This window comes from Amycolatopsis albidoflavus, from assembly GCF_039525725.1.
In the GTDB taxonomy this organism is placed as follows: Bacteria; Actinomycetota; Actinomycetes; order Mycobacteriales; family Pseudonocardiaceae; genus Amycolatopsis; species Amycolatopsis albidoflava.
Genome location: NZ_BAAAHV010000006.1, coordinates 41,263 through 59,287 on the forward strand (window position 1 = coordinate 41,263; position 18,025 = coordinate 59,287).

Consider the following 18,025-nt stretch of genomic DNA (forward strand, 5'->3'; position numbering starts at 1 on the left):
CCCAATGTGGCATTGGGTGCATCTGACGCACCGAACGCCACATTGGGTGCATCCCGCGCACCCAATGCCACATTGAGGCGGCGGCCCCGGCGCGAGTTCAACCGGGCAGCTGGGCTCCGTCCGGGAAGTCGGTGGACCGGCTCAGCTCGGCCCATTCCTCGATCTCCTTGTCGACCGCGGCGCGGCCGTTCGCGACGAGCCGCAGCGCGTCCGAGCCGAGGACCAGGTGCGCGGGCGGGTTCGGGACGTCGAGGATGCGCAGCACGGCCTCGGCGGCCTTCCGCGGGTCGCCGAGCTGTTTGCCGCTGGCCGCGAGGCGGTGGTCGCGGATCGGGTTCATCACCTGGTCGTAGTCCGGCACGGAACGATCGGTGCGGACCATCGACCGGCCCGCCCAGTCGGTGCGGAACGATCCCGGCGCGATCGCGGTGACGTGCACGCCGAACGGCGCGACCTCCTTGCCGACGGTTTCGAGAATGCCCTCCACGGCGTACTTGCTGCCTTGATAGAAGGACGTGCCGGGCACGGTGATCAGCCCAGCCATCGACGTGACGCCGAGGATGTGCCCACGCCGCCGCTGCCGCAGGTACGGCAGCACCGCCTTTACAGTCGCGACGACGCCGAAGACGTTGACCTCGAACTGCGCGCGCAGCTCCGCCATCGTCGACTCTTCGAAGACGCCCTCGTGGCCGTATCCGGCGTTGGCGATGACGACGTCGATCGGGCCGACCTCGGTCTCGATCTCGTCGACGGTCCGGAACACCGCCTCGTCGTCGGTGACATCGAGCAGGCGCGCGAGGGATTTCCCCGGCTGGAGCTGCTCGAACGCCTCGGCGTCGGCCTGCTGGCGGACGGTGCCGACGACGGTGTGGCCGGCCTGGAGCGCGGCCTCGGCGAACGCGCGGCCGAGGCCGGAGCTCGCGCCGGTGATCAGGAAGATCTTGGTCATGAAGCAAACTCTACACTGTGCTGATAAAAATCTGCACAGCGTCAAAAATAGTCGGCGTGATAGAACGTGCAGGTGGAAGAGCAAGGCACCCGGGCCCGTCGCCGGACGGCTCCGACCAAGGGAGACCTGCGCGAACGCGCGATTCTCGACGCGGCGGAGCAGCAGCTGAACGCGACGGGCGGGGCGTGCATGACCGTCGCGACGATCGCGCAGGAGGCCGGGATCACCCGGGGCGCGCTCTACTTCTATTTCGGGTCCAAGAACGACGTGCTCGCCGCGCTGGTCGAACGGACGGTGGCCAAGCTGCGCATCGAGGTCGACGCAGTGGACGCGGCCGCCGAGGTTCCCGGCGACGCGGTCCGGCAGGGGATCGAGCAGACCGCGCGGATGTGGCGCGAGCACGGCACGGTGATGCGCACGGCCGTCGAACTGTCGCCGTCGGTTCCGGCGATCGACCAGGCGTGGCGTTCCGCGGTGGTCGCGCTCGCCGACACCATGCGCGGGGTCGCCGAGCGCGCCGGACTGCCGTCCGGAACCGCGGCGGAGGTCGCTGCGGCATTGGTCTGGATGACTGAACGCGTCTTCTACCAGGCGGTTGTCGCCGGCAGTTCGCTGGACGACGCGGCGGCGACGCTGACTCAGGTGTGGCTGGCGGCGCTCGGCCTCGCGGCCTAGCCCACGGCGATGGCGACCTTGCCGCGCGGACGTCCGCCAGCCGAGCCGCCTTCGACCAAGGCGTGCGCTGACGCGATGTCGGCCAGCGGGAGCACGGTACCGATCACCGGCCGGAGCTTGCCTTGCTCGATCAGCTGGGTGAGAGCTTCGAGCTTCGCGCGGCCGGGGCTGACGAAGAGGAAGTGATACGTCGCGTTGACACCCCACGCGGCGAGCAGGTTCTGCGGTTCGGGAATGTCCACAATGGACACCACGCGGCCTCGATCGGCGAGGACCTCCGGACTGCGGGTGAGGGTGTCTCCGCCCACGGTGTCCAGTACGACGTCCACTCCGCCTAGGGTGCGGACCTGCGGCACGTAGTCCCCAGCCGAGAAGTCGATCGCGGCATCGGCTCCCAATCCGGCGACGAACTCGTGGTCCCGCTTTCGCGCGGTGGTCACCACCTCGGCCCCCAGTGCGCTGGCGAGCTGGACGGCGACCGAGCCGACCCCGCCCGCTCCGCCGTGCACCAGGACCCGTTCGCCGGCCCGCACCGCGGCGCGTTCGACCAGCGCCTCCCACGCCGTCACGCCCACGAGTGCGAGACCGGCGGCTTCGACGTGTGACAACCCTGCGGGCTTGCGGGCGACCAGGGCCTGGTCGACCACGTGGTACTCGGCGTAGGTGCCCGGCCCGGCGAACACCGGCGCCAGGTACCAAACCTCGTCGCCCGGTGCGAAGTCGCTTGCCCCGGGGCCGGTCTCGACCACCACGCCGGACACGTCGTTGCCGATCACCGCGGGCAGCGCGACCTGGTCGCGGTAGTCGCCGCGCCGGGCCTGCAGGTCGAGCGGGTTCACGGACGTGGCCGCCACGCGCACCAGCGCCTGGCCAGGGCCGGGGACGGGTCTTGGCAGCTCACGGGCGGCGAACGCGGTGTCCGCGGCGCCGAAGCGGGCGAGTTCCGCCACGCGCATCGAAGTCTGCATGCGGCGAACATAGATCTACATATCGCGAATTGTCAATATGATGGTGCGCGTTAGGATCGTCCGGTGTTCTCGGAGGCGGAGTTGCTGGCGGTGTTCCGCGCCCTGTCCAACCCGACCCGCCGCCAGATGCTGGTCTGGCTCAAGGATCCGATGAGCTTCCCCGGCCAGGAGCCCGAGGACGTCGAGATCGGCGTCTGCGTGACCGACATCCAGCAGCGCGCGGGCCTCGGCCAGTCGACCACCTCGCAGTACCTCGCGATGCTGCGGCAGGCGGGCCTGGTCGTCGCCACGCGGCGGGGCAAGTGGACCTACTACCGCCGCGACGAGCCGAACATCGCCCTCCTCCTGGAGACCCTGCGCGACGTGTTCTAGGCCGGGGTTGCGAGGCCCGCCGAGGTCCTGCCCGCGCGGACCAGCCGAGGGCGACGTTGGGGCAACTATGGCTCTTCGCGGAACTTCCGGGCAACGTCATTCGGTGCTTCACGTCTTTGGGGTTAGAGAATCGCCAAAGACACGGGGAGCGCACAATGGGATTCACCGCGATGAAGTCGATGAAGCTGGTCATGGTCGGCGGGGCGGTCGCCGCGACCGCGTTGCTTTCCGCGTGCAGCGGAAACAATGTCGACGGAAATGGTTCCGCGGCGAAGAGCGTTTCCGACGCGGCGGCGGTCAAGCAGGGCGGTTCGGCCGGTGCGGCGGGCACCGCGGCCACGTCGAACGGCGACGTGAACTGCAGCAAGCTCGGCGGACAGGTCGGCCCGGCAGGCGGCAAGCAAATGGACCTGATCGCGGTGCAGAGCACCAGCGGAAGCATTCCCGGCTGCACCGAGGCATTCACTGTGATGACGAAGTACTACGAATTGGCGCCGTCGCAGGGCGAAGGCCCCGGCCACCGCGTTCTCGGAATCGAAGGGCACTGGGACTGCGCATTGGGCGCGGAAGAAGAATTCACCCAGGGCGTCGTGAACTGCGGCAAGGACGGCGGCAGCGAGTTCATGATCAAGACCGCGCCGACCGCGGGCAAGGGCTCCGGCCAGCAGCCCGCCGCCCCGACGCGCCGCTTCCCGAACACGACGCAGACCGTGCAGTTCACCGGGTTCGACCGTTCGGTCAACATGGCCCAGTTCCAGCTGATCACCTGGAAGAAGGGCGGCGCGGACAACGGCCACTACGTGCCCGTTCCCGGCGACGGCAAGACCTACCGGCTGCCGGTGAGCAAGACCGCGCAGGTGTTCGGTGCGGCCGAACTGTGCCCCGGCGGCGACGTGGCCATCGACCAGCAGGGCCGCGGCACGAACCCGTGCACTGAGCAGGCCCTGATGGAGGCCCTGACCGGCCCGACCCCGCCGCTGGCCGAGATCCACGTCGACAAGAACGACAACATCGACGTCGCCAAGGAGCTTTACCGCCCCTGACGGAACCGGCGGGATTGCCGTCCGTGAGGGGAACCCTGAGGGACTCTGATTCCCTCAGGGTTCCCCTCACGGATCTGAGACCACCTGGGCGCCGGTTCGTGTTAGGCGTCGAGTTTCTGTTGTCCGGCGTCGAAACTGCGCAACGCGGCGCCGACGGCCGCCGCGACGGTGATCTCGTAGACCTCGTCTTCGCGGTATTTCGTGGCCAGTTCGGCGAAATCGTCATCGGTGAGCCGGTAGGACGCGTCACGGACCTTCGCCGCGAACGGCTGCAACGGCGCGGGCAAACCATCCCCGCTCGCCGCCGCGCCGCGAAGTGCCTGATCGGTCACCGCAGGCCCGGTGAAGACGGAATACCGCATGTTCTCCACGGGATCCTCGTGCGTGCCCGCCGGACCGTCCGCGAGCAGGAAGCCCGGGAACCGGTACCCGAACCGGTGCAGGGCACGGGTTCCGCTCTCCAGTTGACCTTCACGGAGCACGAACCCGAACGCGTTCGCGAGCCGGTTCACGATGTTCCACACCAGATTCACCCGCAGCGCCTCGCCAATCGCCGCCGCGGGAAGATCCGGCAGCACGATCTCGTCCGGGTGCAGCGTGACGGTCTCCAGAAACGCCCGAACGGTCCGCACCTCAGGCCGTGCCGCGTCAGGTCGCAAGGGGTCGATCTCTCCGTGTCCGGCGATCCGCGTCAGCTCCGCATGCGAGTCGACGCAGAACGGGCACTCGTGCAGCAACGCCGTTGACATGGCGAGAAACTCGCGTTCCCCGGCCGTCCAGTACGACGGGCCGCGCATCGCCGGAGCGGTGAGGTCCAGCAACGGCCGGGTGAGAAAGCCGGGACGGTACAGCAGCATCTTCACGATGTCCGGCGGCTGTTTCGACGTGATCGACAGGAAAAGCCTGGCCCGCAGGCGATGTCCGTTGTCGAGAATGGACAGTCTCATCAGGACTCCAAGGTGGCTAAGCGGCCTGCGAGAAATCGCCGGTCGGCGGGGTTGACGGCGAGTTCGTGCGCGCGCCGGTATGCGGCCTTCGCGTCGGCGGTATGGCCGAGACGACGCAGCAGATCGGCGCGCGCGGCGTGCATCAGGTGGTACCGGTCAAGGCCTTCGATGCCGTCGATGAGCGCCAGGCCCTCCGACGGGCTCGTGGCCATGGCGACCGCGACAGCGTGGTTCAACGCGATCACCGGTGAGGGATTCGTTTCGTACACACGGAGATACAGCCCGGCGATCGCCGCCCAGTCGGTGTCCGCCGCGGAACGAGCCTGAGCATGCTGGACGGCGATAGCGGCCTGCAGCTGATACGGCCCCACCATCTCGAAGCGCAGCGCACGGTCCAGGAGTCCGATCGCTTCGGCGATTTCACCGTGGTCCCAACGACTTCGGTCCTGGTCTTCGAGCAACACGACGTCGCCGTCCGGCGTATACCGGGCGGCGGCGCGCGAATCGTGCACCAGCAGCAGCGAAACCAGGCCAAGTGCTTCCGGTTCGTCCGGCATCAGCGTCGCGACCAGCTTCGCCAGCCGGATCGCTTCCTGTTGCAGCTCGCGATCTCCCCCAGCGGTGTAGCCTTGGGTGAAGATCAAGTACAGCACCGCCAGAACCCCGGACAGCCGCTCGGACAGCAGATGATCGGGCGGGACCGCGAGGCTGATTCCGGCGTCGCGGATCTTGCGCTTGGCCCGCACCAGCCGCTGCGCCAGCGTCGCCTCGCTGACGAGGAACGTCCGCGCGATCTGCCCCGCGGTCAGCCCGGCCACCGCCTGCAGCGTCAACGCGACGCGCGCGTCCTCGGCGAGCGCGGGGTGGCAGCAGGTGAAGACCAGGCTGAGCCGTTCGTCGCCGATTTCGAGCAGGCGTTCTTCGGCCGGGCCCGCGCTCGTGGCTGGTTCCTCGAGCTGCGCGAGCTTTTCCTGGCCGCGGCGGGCGCGCCGGAGCCGGTCGATCGCGCTGTTGCGGGCGGCGGTCAGCAGCCACGCCACGGGGTCGTCCGGCGGCTCGTCGCCCCACTTGCGCAGGGCGAGCGCGCACGCGTCCTGCAGCGCGTCCTCGGCGAGTTCGAAGTCGCCGAGGACGCGGACCAGCGCCGCGAGCATCCGGGCCCGGTGCTCGCGGTAGGTCTCCCGCAGCAATGCCGAGGTCATGTCTGGTGAGACAGCCCCGGCACGCCGGCGACCGGCCGCACCTCGACGGTCCCGACCTCGGCCATCGGGCACAGCGCGGCGAGTTCGAGGGCTTCGTCGAGGTCGCGGCAGTCGAGGACGTAAACGCCGCCGAGATGCTCGTGAGTCTCCAGGAACGGCCCGTCGGTGATCAGGGTCTTCCCCTCGCGGACGCTGACCGTGGTCGCGGTGTGCTCGCCCTGCAGCGGATGCCCGGAGACGAACACCCCGCGCCGGCGGCATTCGTCGGCGAACGCGTTCACCCTGGCCAGCGCGTCCGGGAAGGCCGGATCGCCGGGTTCGGGGCGGTCGCAGTTGTAGATCACCAGCAGGTACAGCATGTGTCCTCCGAGAGCCGGTCCGACGTTGTCGTAATGGAAGACGAATGCGTCGACCGTAACTCGACAGCGCGGGGGAGGCTTCCCGGAAAAACGGAGAACGGCGGGCCCGGGGGAGCCCGCCGTTCTCTTCAGGAGGGGATCAGCCCTTCTGCCACAACGCGGGCGCGTTGGGCGGTTCCCAGCCCTGCTGGGCGGTGTGGCCTTGCAGGCACACGTAGCTGACCCCGTTGAACGTGACGCGCGTACCGGCGGTGTACGCCTTGCCGGTGGCCCAAGACGTCCCGCCCGGCTGCCCGGTCGGCGGTCCCGTGGTCGGCCCGCCGGTCGGCGTCTGCGCGACGTTCAGCACGAAGTCGAACGCCGCCTCCTTGGCGTTGTTCGGGGCGTCGCGGACCGTCATGAGCAGCCGCGGGTCGAAAATCGTGTCCGTGTTGTTCCGCGGCTCGCCGGGGAAGTACAGCTGCGTAGTCAGGATCGGCTCGTTGGGGGCCTGCACCTTGACGTGGATGTGCCGCGTCCGGCCGGGGTAGAGGCCGGGCACGATCGTGGTCAGCTTGAACTCGCCGAGGTCGTTCGTGTACTGGTGGCCGCGGAAGTTGTAGCCGACGTTGTCGTACGCGCCGTTGTCGTCCGCCTGCCAGAAGTCCAGCAGCGCGCGGCTGATCGGCTGGCAGGCCGTGCCGAAGACGTACCCGCTCACTGTCAGCCGCGTGCCCGGGGTGCTCCCGTCGACGAGCACGCTGCGCTCGGGCGAGCCCGGCGTGAAGTACGGGCCCTCGGTCTGGTCGATCGTCGGTTCGTCGCCGTCGTGGCAGTACGGGGTCGGCTCGACCTTCTGCCCGCCCGCGAAATTCGTGCGGGCGAGCGCGGGTCCGCCGACGAGCGCGACCGGCGCGGCGACTCCTGCGGCCAGCGCGGCCTTCAGCACTGTCTTGCGGCTGAACTTTCTTTCTTCGTCCATGCCTGCTCCTCGGTGGGGGCTCGGGATTCCCCTCGACGGTAGGGAGAAGATCAGCCCGCAGCGATGGACGGAGTCATGCAGTCGTGGTGAATCTTCGGGGCGGCGTCGCCGGTGCGGCGGAATCCGCCGGGGCTCAGCCCGGTTTCGCGCCGAAAGAACCGACAAAAGTAGGCTGGATCGGCGAATCCGACGCGGCTCGCCACCTGCCGCACGGACAGATTCGTCCGCAGCAGGAACCGTTTCGCCTCCTGCGTTCGCGCCTCGCGCACCAATTCCGCCGCGGTACGCCCGGTTGCCGCCTTGACGGCCTCGGTGAGGTAGCCGGGAGTGACGCCGAGCCGTTCGGCGTGCGCGCGCACCGACCACAGTCCCAGCTCGGATTTTTCCGCCTGCTGCGCGAATTCCGCCGCGACCGCGCGGGCGCGGACGGGGGCCGGCGCCGGCGGAATGCCGGGAAGCCTTCCGGCGCGCACGATCAGCACGTGCAGCAGCGCGCGCAGCACGGATTCGCCGTCCTCGCCGCCGCGGCGGAATTCCTCCTCGAGTTCGGCGATCAGCCGCGCGGTCCGGTCGTGTTCGGTCCCGTCCAGTCGCAGCCACGGCCGTTCGCGCAGCCTGCGCAGGGTTTCCCGGTCGGCCGGATGGTCGAAAAGGAAGTCGTCGGTGAACAGCACGACCGACCCGGTGAGCCCGCTGGCCTCCCAATGGTGCACCTGGCCCGGCGTGACGACGCCGAGGTGCGGCGGGCTCAGTTCCCACCGCGTCAGGTCGACGACGTGCGCGCCGGTCCCTCCGGTGACGAGCACGATTTCGTAGAACGTGTGCCGGTGCGGGAATTCCGCGCGCGACAACGGTCCCACCGCGTCGAAAGAACCGACCGCGAACGGCACCGCGTCGGGCGCGGGCACCTCGAGCCGGTGCAGTGGAAGTTCACCGGTTTTGACCGGTCTGCAGCACATTCCCGGGGGCACCGTCGTCCCACGCATCAGTCCGTCCTTTTCGCCGGTTTCGGAACGAAAAGTCTAGACCAATTTCGGAGCGGATACCTCCGACGGAAGTATCAGTACTGTGCCGGATGGTTACTGATCCGACCACAGTCACGGCCTATGACTTCGCTGCGACGGTTACGTGCCGCTTCAGGGGCGGCCTGCTTTTGGTCGAATCAGTAACTCGGTGGAGTGACGCTGACGAGGAATCGGGCGGTGGTCCGGCCGTCGTTGCGGAAGCGGTGCGGGATCGCCGAATCGAAGTGGCAGCTGTCGCCGGTCTTGAGCACGTGCGTCTGCTCGCCGACCTGGACGGTCAGCCGCCCGGCGATCACCACCACGCATTCCTCGGACGGATGCGAACGCAGTTCGTCGGACGAGACGCCGCCCGGTTCGAGCACGCCTTCGAGCACTTCGAGCTTCGCGCCGCCGGGCGACGCGCGGGTGTAGGTGATCGCGTGGTGCGGCGAGGAGATCCGGTACCGGTCGTCGTGCCGGATCACCGCGACGGTTTCCTCGTCCGGCTCCTGGAACAGGCTGAACAGCGGGATGTCGAGCACCTCGGCGATCCGCCGCATGGTTTCCAGGCTCGGGTCGGTCACGCCCCGCTCGACCTGGCTGATCAAGCCGGTCGACACTCCCGCCTGGTCGGCAAGCTGGCGCACGGTCAGCCCGCGCAGGGTGCGGAACTCGCGGATCCTCGTCACGGTCACCCGATCATTATCGTCAAACGGCGCTTCGGCGCAGGTCACCGGCCTCGGCGGAGCCCGCTGGGCGGTCCCCGGCCCCGACGTCGACGGCGGTTCGCGACGGCGGCCGGGTCACCAGGCTGACCGCCACCGTCACGATCAAGTTGACGACGAGCGCGGGCAGTCCGACGACGGTCCCGGGCGGCATCGTGTGCGCGACAAGCGAACCCAGCGCGGGCACGCCGACGATCAGCCCGCCGCACAACGCGCCGGCCGCGAGCCCTGGTGCGGTGACCCGCCGCCACAGCATCGAAAGGAACAGCGCGGGGGCCAGTTGCCCGACGGCGCTGTACACGTTCGTCATGATGCTCAACAGTTTTTCGTTGCTGTGTGCGACAAGAAGTACGGAAAGCGCGGTGAAAACGAGAACGCCCACGCGCATCGCAGTAAGCGACGAGGCCCATTTCGCCGAGCGGGCACCGAGCACATTGCGGGTGAACAGACTGCTGGCTGCGAGGACAAGCACGGCGGTCGGCACGAGCGCGACGAGAATGCCCGCGCCGCCGAGCAGCCCGATGACCCATTCCGGATACTTCTCGCGCACGAAAATCAGCAGCGACGCGTTGGCCTGCTTGCCGGTCAGCTTCGGCAGCGCGAGCACCGCGGCGAGCGCGATCATCACGATCAGGACGTAAAACAGCGAATACAGCGGCTGGACCACCTGATTGCGGCGGATCGTCGCGACGTCCTTCGCGCTGTAGGACACCTGGAACATGTGCGGCAGCGCGAACGAGCCCAGCGGCGTGAGCAGCAGGAAGCTCATCCACCACCAGGTGTTCGTCGCGGCCGAGCCGTGCAGCCCGGGCAGCGTCGCGCCGCTGGGATGCGCCTGCTTCATCGCGTCGAACACGCCCATCGGGCCGCTCACTCCGGCCGCGTTCGCCGCGCCGATCGCGACCACGAGCAGGATCGCGATCAGCAGCACGTCCTTGACGATCGCGGTGAACGCGGCCCCGCGCATCCCGCCGACCAGCACGAACCCGGCGACCAGCACGCCGCCGGCGATGACGTAGACCAGCGACGGGACCTCGCTCCCGAACAGGCTCGCCAGGATCAGGCTCAGCCCGGTCAGCTGGACCTGGGCGTACAGCAGCAGCGCGACGATGCCGAAGACGGCGACCAGCCCGCCGAACCAGCGGGCCTCGAAGCGGGTGGTGAAGTAGTCGGCCATGGTGACGAGGCCGTGCTGCTTGCCCGCGCGCCAGATCTTGGGCACCACCCAATAACCGACCGCGGCGGTCAGCACGACCGTGCCGAGCACGTAGAACCCGGGCGCACCGTTGCTGAACACCCCTTGCGAGGCTCCGAGCAGCGCGAACGTGGTGAATGTTTCGCCGACCAGCAGGAACCAGAACAGCCAGGTGCCGAACCGGCGTCCGCCGACGGACCATTCCTGCAGATTCATCGCCCGGCCGCGTGCGGCGGCGACGGTGCCCCAGACGATCGAGCCGACCGCGATCAGCAGAGCGAGCGCCAGTGCCATCGCGTCACACCCGGTCCAGGTCGCCGCGGCGGCGGTCGATCGCGTAGACGAGACCGATCGCGCCGGAGCCGATCAGCACGCCCGCGGTCATCCACACCAGCAGGAACGGGATCGAGCCGAAGACGTAGTCGATCCGGTTGACCAGGGGAATCGCCGCGACGCACCACGCGAACGGGACGACGAGCAGAAGCCAGTGCCAGCGGCGCTTTTTCGGTCGGGCCATCGATCGCTCCTCAGCTACCCACGTCACTGTGTTCAGCCTGGATGAATGTGCATCAGTGTGAGCGATGACTTGTAGCGCGTCAATGACGACGATCAGGTGGACGCAAGAGAGGCTTGCGCAGTGGGAGTGCTGACTGTTCACTGTGCCTAATGGCAGCCCAGCGCATCTCCGCGGAGGCAGGCATGATTTTCACCGCCGCACGACTGCTGACCGACGCGTCCGCCCCGCTGATCCGCGACGCCGCCGTGGCCGTCTCGGACGGCGTAATCACCTATGCCGGGCCAAGGAATTCCGTCCCCTCCGGCGAAGCTGCCGATCTCGGCGACGTCACTCTGATGCCCGGCTTGATCGACTGTCACGTCCACCTCTGCCAGGACCCAGGCTCCGGCGAGGTCACCCTGGAAATGTCCGCCGACGACGATGCCCTGAGCCGCCGGATGATCGCCAACGCACAACGATTGCTGGACGCCGGCGTCACCACCGCCCGCGACCTAGGCGCACCCGGCACCCTGGGCACCCGCGTACGAGATTTCCTCGCCGCCACAACGGAAGCCACCCCGAGAATGCTCGCCGCGAACGCACCGATCACCGTCACCGGCGGCCACGCCGCGTCGATGGGCGGCGTCGCGGACGGCGTCGACCAGGTCCGCGCTGTGGTGAAACAACACTCCGACGACGGCGTCGACCTGATCAAAGTCATGACCACCGGCGGCTTCATGACTCCCGGCAGTCACCCGTCGGAAGCGCGTTACACCGTGGACGAGCTAGCCGCCTTGGTGTCTGAAGCGCACTCTCGCGGGTTGCCAGTCACGACGCACGCTCTCGGCGTCGAAGGCATTGAACGAGCCGTACTCGCCGGTGTCGATTGCATCGAGCATTGCGGCTGGGTCACCCGTACTGGCACCGAATTCGATCCGCGGATCGCCGAGATGATCGTGGCGCGCGGAATCGCCGTCAGTCCGACCATGAACACCGCTTGCACCGCAGCGGATTACATGTGCCCGTGGGACGAACGCGACGCCGTTGTCGGCAACCTCCGCGCGCTGTTTTCCTTGGGTGCCACCATTGTCGCCGGAACCGACGCCGGAATCCCGTTAGTCCACTTTGAACGCTACGCCGACTGCCTGGACACCTTCGCCGAAGCCGGAATGACTCCCCGGCAAGCGATCGCGAGTGCCACCTCGGTCGCCGCCCGCGTTTGCGGCCTGGCCGACGTAACCGGTCGATTGGCACCCGGATTCCGCGCCGACGTCATCGCTGTCGACGGCGATCCGACTGAGTCACTGGCCTCCCTGCACCGCCCCCGTTTCGTCATGGCCGACGGTCTCCGCCACGAAATCCGCGGCCACGACGTGGGTACCGGCGACTCCGCGGCCAGGGACCGAATCCGCCGAAACCTCGAACAGGGAGCCGGACGATGACAGACTGAAGGTCCACTGGCCGGAGGGGGACCTGATGCTGTTCGACTGGACGCCGGAGGCGGTCGTCTTCGATTGCGACGGCCTGCTGATGGACACCGAACCCTGCTGGTCTGTCGCCGAAACCGAGCTGTTCGCCCGCCGCGGCCTGCCCTTCGGCGCGGAGCAGAAGGCGCTGGTCATCGGAAAATCGGTCGCCGCGGCCGCCGACACCATGGCCGGCGTGTTCGGCGAACCGGGCAACGGCCCCGCGATCGCGGACGAGCTGCTGGCCATGGTGACCGAAGTGGTGTCCGCCAAGGCCGAGGCGATGCCCGGTGCCCACGAACTGGTCGAACTCGCGTCCGCCGCGGTACCGGTCGCGGTGGCCAGCAATTCGCCTCGCGCGCTCTTGGAAGCCGCGCTGGCGCGAGGCGGTTTCGAGTTCCAGGTCAGCGTGGCCGCCGACGAGGTCACCGAGCCCAAGCCAGCACCGGAGATCTACCTGACGTCCTGCGCCCGGCTAAGCGTGGCCCCGGCCTCCGCACTCGCCTTCGAGGACTCGATGACCGGCCTGCGGTCCGCCCGCGCCGCTGGCGTGCCGGTGGTCGGCGTTCCGACGTTGCCCGGTACCGAATTCCCCGCCGACGTCGTGGTCCCGTCCCTGCGGGACGCCGGACTCCTGACCTGGATCAAGCAGTGGCGATGACCCCGCGCCCCGCGTGAAGACCCGCCCGTCTCGTGATTGACTGGCCGGCATGGCCGTACTTCCGCATCCGGGTGCTCGGGGTCCGCAGTGACCTCCGAACCGGCCGCGGCCACCCGTCCGCGCAACCGCAAGCAGCTCATCGTCGAGGCGGCGGGCCGGGCCTTCAGCGAACGCGGCTACCACGCGGCGTCCATGGAAGAGATCGCCGCCGCCGTCGGAATCACCGCGGCGGCGCTGTACCGGCATTTCCCGAACAAGTACGCCCTGTTCACCGAATGCGCCAACGTGATGGCAGACCGACTGGTCGCAGCCCTGGACGCAGTCCCCGCTGACGCTCCCGCGGACGACGTCCTCCGCCCGCTGGCCCGCGTCACGGTGGCCCACCGCGAGTCCGGCGGCCTGTATCGCTGGGAGGCCCGCTACCTCGACCGAGCGGACCGTCGCGTCCTGAGCGCCAAATTCGCCCACGTCGTCGCGCGGGTGACAGAGGTAGTGCAGCCATCACCGGACGCGGACCTGCGAGCGGTAGCCGCACTCGGCGCGATCGGCTCGATCACCATGCACCGCACGTCGATCGCCCACCACCGCGCCGAGAACCTGCTGACCGAATCCGCCCTGCGCCTGGTCACCGCAACGACCACCGCGTCCGTGCCCGCCGTCTCGCTGCCCACCCAGCCTGTCCCGCGAACCCGCCGCGCGCAGATCCTCGCCGCCGCCGTGCCGCTGTTCGAACGCGACGGATTCGCCACCGTCACCAACGCCCGAATCGCCGAGGCAGTTGGGCTGGTTCCTTCCGCCCTCTACCGCCATTTCCCCAACAAAGCCGAAATCCTGGCAGCCGCGTGCCTGCAAGCCGCCGGGCTCCTGTCGCAAGCGGTGGAACAAAACCTCCACGGCACCACCGGCGCGGAAGCCCTGCCCGTCCTAGCCGCGACCTACGTGGCCTACAGCTTCGAACACACCGCCCTGACCAACGTCGCCGCCGCCGAACTGGGCGGTCTCCCGGCCGCGTTGCAACGCCCGCTGAACCTCGCCCAACGCGAGCACATCGCGGTCTGGGAACACCAACTCCGCCTGGCCCGCCCGGAATTGGACGCGCACCAAGCCCGCGTACTGGTGCACGCGGGCTTCGGCGCAGTAGTCGAAACCGGACGGCGGCTGCGGTGGGAGGACACTCCCGGCCACCGCGCCGCCGTCACCGCTTTCCTGCTGAGTGCGCTGGGACTCTAAGCACCCGGCCGATTCGCCGTGGGAAGCGTGATCGGCGTCTGCGTCGGCGACGTCCCGTTGTTGAGGTACAGCATCGAAATGCCGCGCACGAACTGATCGAAAAGATAGAAACTGCCCGGCATGATCTTGGACGTGCCTTCCCTGAACGCCACATACGCCGGCCATTCGATCCGCACGAGTGCCGCCTGCGCGTAATCGCGGGGGAGCCCGAGCCAATCGCCCATCTGGTCGTTGAGCAGATACCGCACCAGTTCATTGACGAACCCGGAATCGAGTCCGAGCGTCGGCTTCTCGATATACCCGAGCAACGTCTTCGCCAGGCTGACCCCTTCGTCAGTCGGCCCGAGCACCGGCCACAACATCTGCTGTGCCTGAGCTTCCGCGTCCGCCCAGGTCGGCGGAATGAACTGCTCCTGCACGCCGAGCAGATGCAGCGCGACCTGCCAGGCATGCAGATCCGCGTCCTGCTCGGCCGTCGACAACGCGATGTTCCACTTGAGCATGTTGCTGCGCGCGAACGTCGCCACCGAATGGAACGTCCGCAAAATGTCACCGTTGCTGATCGGCTTGGGCTGATCCGCTCCGTCCTGGTACTTCGCCGACGTCGGCAGCAAATTCCGCACCACAGCATGTACGAGCCGAGTCTTGTTGGCCGTGACAACGAAATGCCCGTCCGGCGCCCAAGCCTTGGAATTATGCAGGTCGTACCCGAACGTGAACGTCTTCGCGGCCCGCTGTTTCATATCCGCGCCGCCGGCCGACCAGTAAACCGCCCGCGCCTCCCGCGGAATGACGGTGCTCATGATCCCGCTGCCCAGCGTCTCCGAGACGAACAGATAACTGCTCAACCGGGTATACAGCTTCTCCGAAGCGGCGAGCTTGGCCGGATCCGCCCACGACGGCAGTTTGTTGACCTGCCGCAGATACGCGACCACATAGTCCGGCATGCCGGCAGGCAACGGCGCGTTGTTGTCGATCCAGCCCTGCCAAGCCGTATTGACCGCGGGAATCTTGCCCTCTTTGAGCAACGCCGCGGCGACCGCGTCCGCCGTGTCGTCCCAGACCTGGAACGGATCGGCCCCCGTCCCGCTGCCGGCGATCGACCCCTTGCCCGACCACGCCCACGCAGTGCCGGTGGTGCCCGCCATGCCCGCGATGCCCAACGCCGCGCCGAGGGTCAGCACCTTCCTTCTGCTGAGATTCTCCATGTACTTGTCTGCCTCCCTGGTAGGCGTCGTTGCCATCCCATCACCGGCCAGGGGCTGCTCGCCGCCCCGTGTCGACAGTCTCGGAAGAAGTGATTTCTCATTAACATAACGGCGCCGGTCGGCTGGTGGCAAGAGGTGTCGCCGCTCCGGATCAACGCCCCGCGCGGTTTGCGGTGTGCGCGCCGGTTTGTGACACTCGACGACTGTGAGTGATTCGGCGGCGCAGGAACCGGCTTCGCTCCCGCCGGAGTTTCCGCCGGTGGTGTACGTGCCCTGCGCCGAGCACGTGGAGGAGATCGCGGACGCCCGGCCGGTGCTGCGGCGGACGAAAGAGGGCAAGGTCGCCCTCTTCGCGTACTCCGCGCTCGACCGGTATCGGTAGGGGATACGAGCTCGGACCGGGGGTGCTCGACGGCATCCGGGGCCAGCTGAGCGACGCTCGCGGCCAGGTCGAAGGACTGTCCGGCTCCGTTCCGCAAGGTGTCGACGCCGGACTGCTGACCGGCCCGCTCGACGCGGCGCTCTCGAGTCTGGTCGAAAGCGCCGCGCAGTTCTCGACGGCACTCGGCGGAGTCGCCGACGATGTCGAGACCGGGAAGAAGGACTACGAACGCGCCGAGGCCGACGTGCGGGACCAGCTGCCGAGGCCGGGCGGGGGTGCCTGATGCCGATAGAGACCAAGGTGGACGGCGATCCCGGCAGCATGCGTGCCGCGGCGAATTGGCTGAGACAAGATCTTTCGCAAGCGATTCACCGCGCGAACGACAAGGTGTACGGCGCGCGGAACAGCGCCGCGAGCGGCCTTCGGGGCGAGGCGGCCGATCAACTGCGGCAGAAGCTGACGACGGGCGGCAGGCAGGCCGACGACTTCGCGGAAAGCGTTTCCTCGGTGGCACAGAAAGTGGACGCCGCTGCCGACGTCTTGCAGCAGGTGCAGACCGACCTGGGGCGAATCCGCTCGGACGCCGCCAGCGCCGGGTTGTCCGTGACGGGAACGGTCATCCAAGATCCCGGGCAGTCTGGCTCAGCCGGGGATCACCAGGCCAAGGCCGACGCGTACCAGAAGGCCAGCACCGAAGCGGAGGACGCGCGCCGCCGGTGGAAACAGCAGGTCGAGCAGCGGTCGCAGGACTTTCAGAACACCAAGAACAAGACCGTCTTCACACTCGCCGGATTCGGGGTCACGGGCGGGACGGAAGCGGCCAAGGTGCACAAGTCGATCCTCGAGAAGGATTCGACCGAACTGCGCACCCGCGCCGCGCAATCCCTCAAGCACGCGGAAGCCATCGGTGGAGCCGATCCGAAGGGCTTCTACACGAATATCGACGCCGCGGCAGCGGACAGCCAAGCCGCGCGAGCCGCGAAGTTCGGCAAGACGCTCACCCGGGTCGGCAACGTCGGCGGCGGCGCCTTGGCGTTGGGCGGGATCGCCTACGACATCTCCCACGGCAAACCCGTGGCACAGGCGGTGACGTCCGGCGCGGCGGGGTTCGGCGCGTCGATCGCGACCGGGGCCGCGGTCGGCACCGTGATCGGCGGCCCGGTCGGCACCGCGGTGGGCGCGGTCGCGGGAACGGTGGTCGGCGCGTTCACCTCCGGCGCGGTGGATTCGATGTTCAAGCACGGCGGACACGTCGGATCGGCGATCGACGACGGGATCAAAGCGGTCGGGGACACCGGCAAAGCGGTGGGGTCGCTCGCATCGGACGCAGGCAGCGGGGTGAAACATGTCTGGGACTCGATCTTCTGATCACCTGACGGTTCCGGAGGCGTGGGCCGCCGGCCCGGCCGGCCGGTACCGCAACGCGCTGGCCATCCTGATGCTGCTGACGCTGGCGGCGGCGGCGATCAGCGTGTACCTGTACACCGGCGGAAGGTGGATGGCCGGAACCGGCGCGGCGTGGTTCACGGTGCTGCTGGCCGTTTTTGTCTACGTCGGCACGGACGCTCGGTTGCGCCAGAAGCCGACGGGATCGGCTGTGACCACAACGGTGACCGCGCAAGGACGGCCCGCGACTGAACTGAGCTATTCGGCGGTGCAGTTCTCGGGCTACCTGTTCATCCTGTCCTGGATCGCGTTCGGCCTGTTCCTGTTCGCTGTTCTCGCGCACGAATCGGACGACTCGACGGTGCGGAACGCGACGATCCCGTTCGCGGTCGCGGGCGTGCTGATCTTGACTTTCCCGGCGGTCGTCGCCCTCGGCTGGTTCCGCCGAGGGCGGATTCTCCTGACCGCAGAAGGCATTTACCAGCGCGGGTGGACGTTCGAGTCGTTCCTGCCGTGGTCGGCGATCACGTCGATCCAGCCGTACTTCCTCGACGGCCCGGAGATCTGGGTCGCGGCCGGGAAAAACGAGCGACAGTGGCAGCGCAAGCAATTCACCCGCTGGTGGCGCCAAGACCGGCTGCCCGCGGACCCGGTACTCCAAGTCCCGGCCAAGAACCTCGGCGTCGACGCCACCTTCGCCTACCACCTGCTCGGCTACTACTACCTGCATCCAGCCAGCCGGACCGAACTCGGCAGCACGCTCGCCGTCGACCGGGCACGGCAGGCGAATTTCTGA

General features: G+C 68.3%; 21 protein-coding genes. 10 read left to right on the plus strand and 11 right to left on the minus strand.

Translation table 11 applies throughout. The features are described from left to right. Window positions 1–97 precede the first annotated feature (97 nt). Window positions 98–949 carry an oxidoreductase gene (locus ABD156_RS08475; protein ID WP_344268708.1) on the minus strand — a complete coding sequence of 284 codons (852 nt, stop codon included), beginning with the start codon at window positions 947–949 and terminating at the stop codon, window positions 98–100. 72 nt (window positions 950–1,021) lie between these two features. Between ABD156_RS08475 and ABD156_RS08480 the strand changes: the two genes are divergently transcribed. Then, entirely contained in the window at window positions 1,022–1,624 is a 603-nt protein-coding gene (locus ABD156_RS08480) for a TetR/AcrR family transcriptional regulator (protein WP_344268711.1), read from the plus strand. Here the strand turns inward: ABD156_RS08480 and ABD156_RS08485 are convergent. After that, the gene (locus ABD156_RS08485) at window positions 1,621–2,592 is read right to left on the minus strand and encodes a zinc-binding dehydrogenase (RefSeq protein WP_344268714.1); all 972 of its coding nucleotides are present in this window, start codon (window positions 2,590–2,592) and stop codon (window positions 1,621–1,623) included. The two genes, ABD156_RS08480 and ABD156_RS08485, sit on opposite strands and share 4 nt — an antisense overlap. A gap of 63 nt (window positions 2,593–2,655) precedes the next feature. Here ABD156_RS08485 and ABD156_RS08490 point away from each other — a divergent pair, with 63 nt between their 5' ends. Both ABD156_RS08490 and ABD156_RS08495 read left to right on the plus strand, forming a co-directional pair. Then, on the plus strand, window positions 2,656–2,964 hold the full coding sequence (locus ABD156_RS08490; RefSeq protein ID WP_377928536.1) for an ArsR/SmtB family transcription factor: 309 nt from the start codon (window positions 2,656–2,658) through the stop codon (window positions 2,962–2,964). A 155-nt stretch (window positions 2,965–3,119) separates the two neighbouring features. Beyond that, on the plus strand, window positions 3,120–4,007 hold the full coding sequence (locus ABD156_RS08495; protein ID WP_344268717.1) for a hypothetical protein: 888 nt from the start codon (window positions 3,120–3,122) through the stop codon (window positions 4,005–4,007). 101 nt (window positions 4,008–4,108) lie between these two features. Here the strand turns inward: ABD156_RS08495 and ABD156_RS08500 are convergent, their stop codons facing one another. The 8 genes from ABD156_RS08500 to ABD156_RS08535 form a co-directional block, all read right to left on the minus strand. Continuing rightward, window positions 4,109–4,954 (minus strand): carboxymuconolactone decarboxylase family protein, encoded by an 846-nt coding sequence (locus tag ABD156_RS08500; RefSeq protein WP_344268720.1) that lies wholly within the window; start codon window positions 4,952–4,954, stop codon window positions 4,109–4,111. Beyond that, entirely contained in the window at window positions 4,954–6,156 is a 1,203-nt protein-coding gene (locus ABD156_RS08505) for an RNA polymerase sigma factor (protein ID WP_344268723.1), read from the minus strand. Before ABD156_RS08505 ends, ABD156_RS08500 begins: the two co-directional genes overlap by 1 nt. After that, window positions 6,153–6,515 carry a YciI family protein gene (locus ABD156_RS08510; protein ID WP_344268725.1) on the minus strand — a complete coding sequence of 121 codons (363 nt, stop codon included), beginning with the start codon at window positions 6,513–6,515 and terminating at the stop codon, window positions 6,153–6,155. The genes ABD156_RS08505 and ABD156_RS08510 overlap by 4 nt, the downstream gene beginning before the upstream one ends. A gap of 139 nt (window positions 6,516–6,654) precedes the next feature. Continuing rightward, on the minus strand, window positions 6,655–7,476 hold the full coding sequence (locus ABD156_RS08515; RefSeq protein WP_344268727.1) for a dioxygenase family protein: 822 nt from the start codon (window positions 7,474–7,476) through the stop codon (window positions 6,655–6,657). 50 nt (window positions 7,477–7,526) lie between these two features. Then, window positions 7,527–8,462: a helix-turn-helix transcriptional regulator gene (locus ABD156_RS08520; protein ID WP_344268731.1), complete on the minus strand. Its 936-nt coding sequence runs from the start codon at window positions 8,460–8,462 to the stop codon at window positions 7,527–7,529. A gap of 176 nt (window positions 8,463–8,638) precedes the next feature. Further along, window positions 8,639–9,175: a helix-turn-helix domain-containing protein gene (locus tag ABD156_RS08525; protein WP_344268734.1), complete on the minus strand. Its 537-nt coding sequence runs from the start codon at window positions 9,173–9,175 to the stop codon at window positions 8,639–8,641. Window positions 9,176–9,188: 13 nt separating this feature from the next. Continuing rightward, a complete protein-coding gene (locus tag ABD156_RS08530) occupies window positions 9,189–10,694 on the minus strand; it encodes a sodium:solute symporter family protein (protein ID WP_344268737.1) in 1,506 nt (501 codons plus the stop codon). 4 nt (window positions 10,695–10,698) lie between these two features. Further along, window positions 10,699–10,917, minus strand: a complete 219-nt coding sequence (locus ABD156_RS08535; RefSeq protein ID WP_344268740.1) for a DUF3311 domain-containing protein — start codon at window positions 10,915–10,917, stop codon at window positions 10,699–10,701. A 149-nt stretch (window positions 10,918–11,066) separates the two neighbouring features. On the opposite strand from ABD156_RS08535, the gene ABD156_RS08540 reads away from it, so the two are divergent. The 3 genes from ABD156_RS08540 to ABD156_RS08550 all read left to right on the plus strand — a co-directional run bounded on the left by ABD156_RS08540 (window position 11,067) and on the right by ABD156_RS08550 (window position 14,253). Continuing rightward, window positions 11,067–12,338, plus strand: coding sequence for an amidohydrolase family protein (locus ABD156_RS08540; protein WP_344268743.1), 1,272 nt, complete (start codon window positions 11,067–11,069; stop codon window positions 12,336–12,338). A 34-nt stretch (window positions 12,339–12,372) separates the two neighbouring features. Beyond that, on the plus strand, window positions 12,373–13,023 hold the full coding sequence (locus ABD156_RS08545; protein ID WP_344268746.1) for an HAD family hydrolase: 651 nt from the start codon (window positions 12,373–12,375) through the stop codon (window positions 13,021–13,023). An 87-nt stretch (window positions 13,024–13,110) separates the two neighbouring features. Beyond that, complete coding sequence (locus ABD156_RS08550) at window positions 13,111–14,253, plus strand: TetR/AcrR family transcriptional regulator (RefSeq protein ID WP_344268749.1); 1,143 nt, start codon at window positions 13,111–13,113, stop codon at window positions 14,251–14,253. Here the strand turns inward: ABD156_RS08550 and ABD156_RS08555 are convergent. Continuing rightward, the gene (locus ABD156_RS08555) at window positions 14,250–15,461 is read right to left on the minus strand and encodes an oxygenase MpaB family protein (protein WP_344269255.1); all 1,212 of its coding nucleotides are present in this window, start codon (window positions 15,459–15,461) and stop codon (window positions 14,250–14,252) included. The two genes, ABD156_RS08550 and ABD156_RS08555, sit on opposite strands and share 4 nt — an antisense overlap. 205 nt (window positions 15,462–15,666) lie before the next feature. Here ABD156_RS08555 and ABD156_RS08560 point away from each other — a divergent pair, with 205 nt between their 5' ends. The 4 genes from ABD156_RS08560 to ABD156_RS08575 are packed head-to-tail and all read left to right on the plus strand — an operon-like array spanning window position 15,667 to window position 18,025. Beyond that, window positions 15,667–15,843 carry a hypothetical protein gene (locus ABD156_RS08560; RefSeq protein WP_344268752.1) on the plus strand — a complete coding sequence of 59 codons (177 nt, stop codon included), beginning with the start codon at window positions 15,667–15,669 and terminating at the stop codon, window positions 15,841–15,843. A gap of 22 nt (window positions 15,844–15,865) precedes the next feature. After that, window positions 15,866–16,126, plus strand: coding sequence for a hypothetical protein (locus ABD156_RS08565; protein ID WP_344268755.1), 261 nt, complete (start codon window positions 15,866–15,868; stop codon window positions 16,124–16,126). Then, complete coding sequence (locus tag ABD156_RS08570) at window positions 16,126–17,211, plus strand: hypothetical protein (protein WP_344268758.1); 1,086 nt, start codon at window positions 16,126–16,128, stop codon at window positions 17,209–17,211. Before ABD156_RS08565 ends, ABD156_RS08570 begins: the two co-directional genes overlap by 1 nt. Beyond that, window positions 17,189–18,025, plus strand: coding sequence for a hypothetical protein (locus ABD156_RS08575; RefSeq protein WP_344268761.1), 837 nt, complete (start codon window positions 17,189–17,191; stop codon window positions 18,023–18,025). Before ABD156_RS08570 ends, ABD156_RS08575 begins: the two co-directional genes overlap by 23 nt.

Excerpts from the sequence above, each read along its gene's own strand:
- ABD156_RS08570 (WP_344268758.1), top strand. The coding sequence starts at position 16,126 with ATGCCGATAGAGACCAAGGTGGACGGCGATCCCGGCAGCATGCGTGCC.
- ABD156_RS08530 (WP_344268737.1), bottom strand. The coding sequence starts at position 10,694 with ATGGCACTGGCGCTCGCTCTGCTGATCGCGGTCGGCTCGATCGTCTGG.
- ABD156_RS08555 (WP_344269255.1), bottom strand. The coding sequence starts at position 15,461 with ATGGAGAATCTCAGCAGAAGGAAGGTGCTGACCCTCGGCGCGGCGTTG.
- ABD156_RS08535 (WP_344268740.1), bottom strand. The coding sequence starts at position 10,917 with ATGGCCCGACCGAAAAAGCGCCGCTGGCACTGGCTTCTGCTCGTCGTC.
- ABD156_RS08520 (WP_344268731.1), bottom strand. The coding sequence starts at position 8,462 with ATGCGTGGGACGACGGTGCCCCCGGGAATGTGCTGCAGACCGGTCAAA.
- ABD156_RS08545 (WP_344268746.1), top strand. The coding sequence starts at position 12,373 with ATGCTGTTCGACTGGACGCCGGAGGCGGTCGTCTTCGATTGCGACGGC.
- ABD156_RS08475 (WP_344268708.1), bottom strand. The coding sequence starts at position 949 with ATGACCAAGATCTTCCTGATCACCGGCGCGAGCTCCGGCCTCGGCCGC.
- ABD156_RS08505 (WP_344268723.1), bottom strand. The coding sequence starts at position 6,156 with ATGACCTCGGCATTGCTGCGGGAGACCTACCGCGAGCACCGGGCCCGG.
- ABD156_RS08510 (WP_344268725.1), bottom strand. The coding sequence starts at position 6,515 with ATGCTGTACCTGCTGGTGATCTACAACTGCGACCGCCCCGAACCCGGC.
- ABD156_RS08495 (WP_344268717.1), top strand. The coding sequence starts at position 3,120 with ATGGGATTCACCGCGATGAAGTCGATGAAGCTGGTCATGGTCGGCGGG.
- ABD156_RS08515 (WP_344268727.1), bottom strand. The coding sequence starts at position 7,476 with ATGGACGAAGAAAGAAAGTTCAGCCGCAAGACAGTGCTGAAGGCCGCG.
- ABD156_RS08485 (WP_344268714.1), bottom strand. The coding sequence starts at position 2,592 with ATGCAGACTTCGATGCGCGTGGCGGAACTCGCCCGCTTCGGCGCCGCG.
- ABD156_RS08575 (WP_344268761.1), top strand. The coding sequence starts at position 17,189 with ATGTCTGGGACTCGATCTTCTGATCACCTGACGGTTCCGGAGGCGTGG.
- ABD156_RS08500 (WP_344268720.1), bottom strand. The coding sequence starts at position 4,954 with ATGAGACTGTCCATTCTCGACAACGGACATCGCCTGCGGGCCAGGCTT.
- ABD156_RS08540 (WP_344268743.1), top strand. The coding sequence starts at position 11,067 with ATGGCAGCCCAGCGCATCTCCGCGGAGGCAGGCATGATTTTCACCGCC.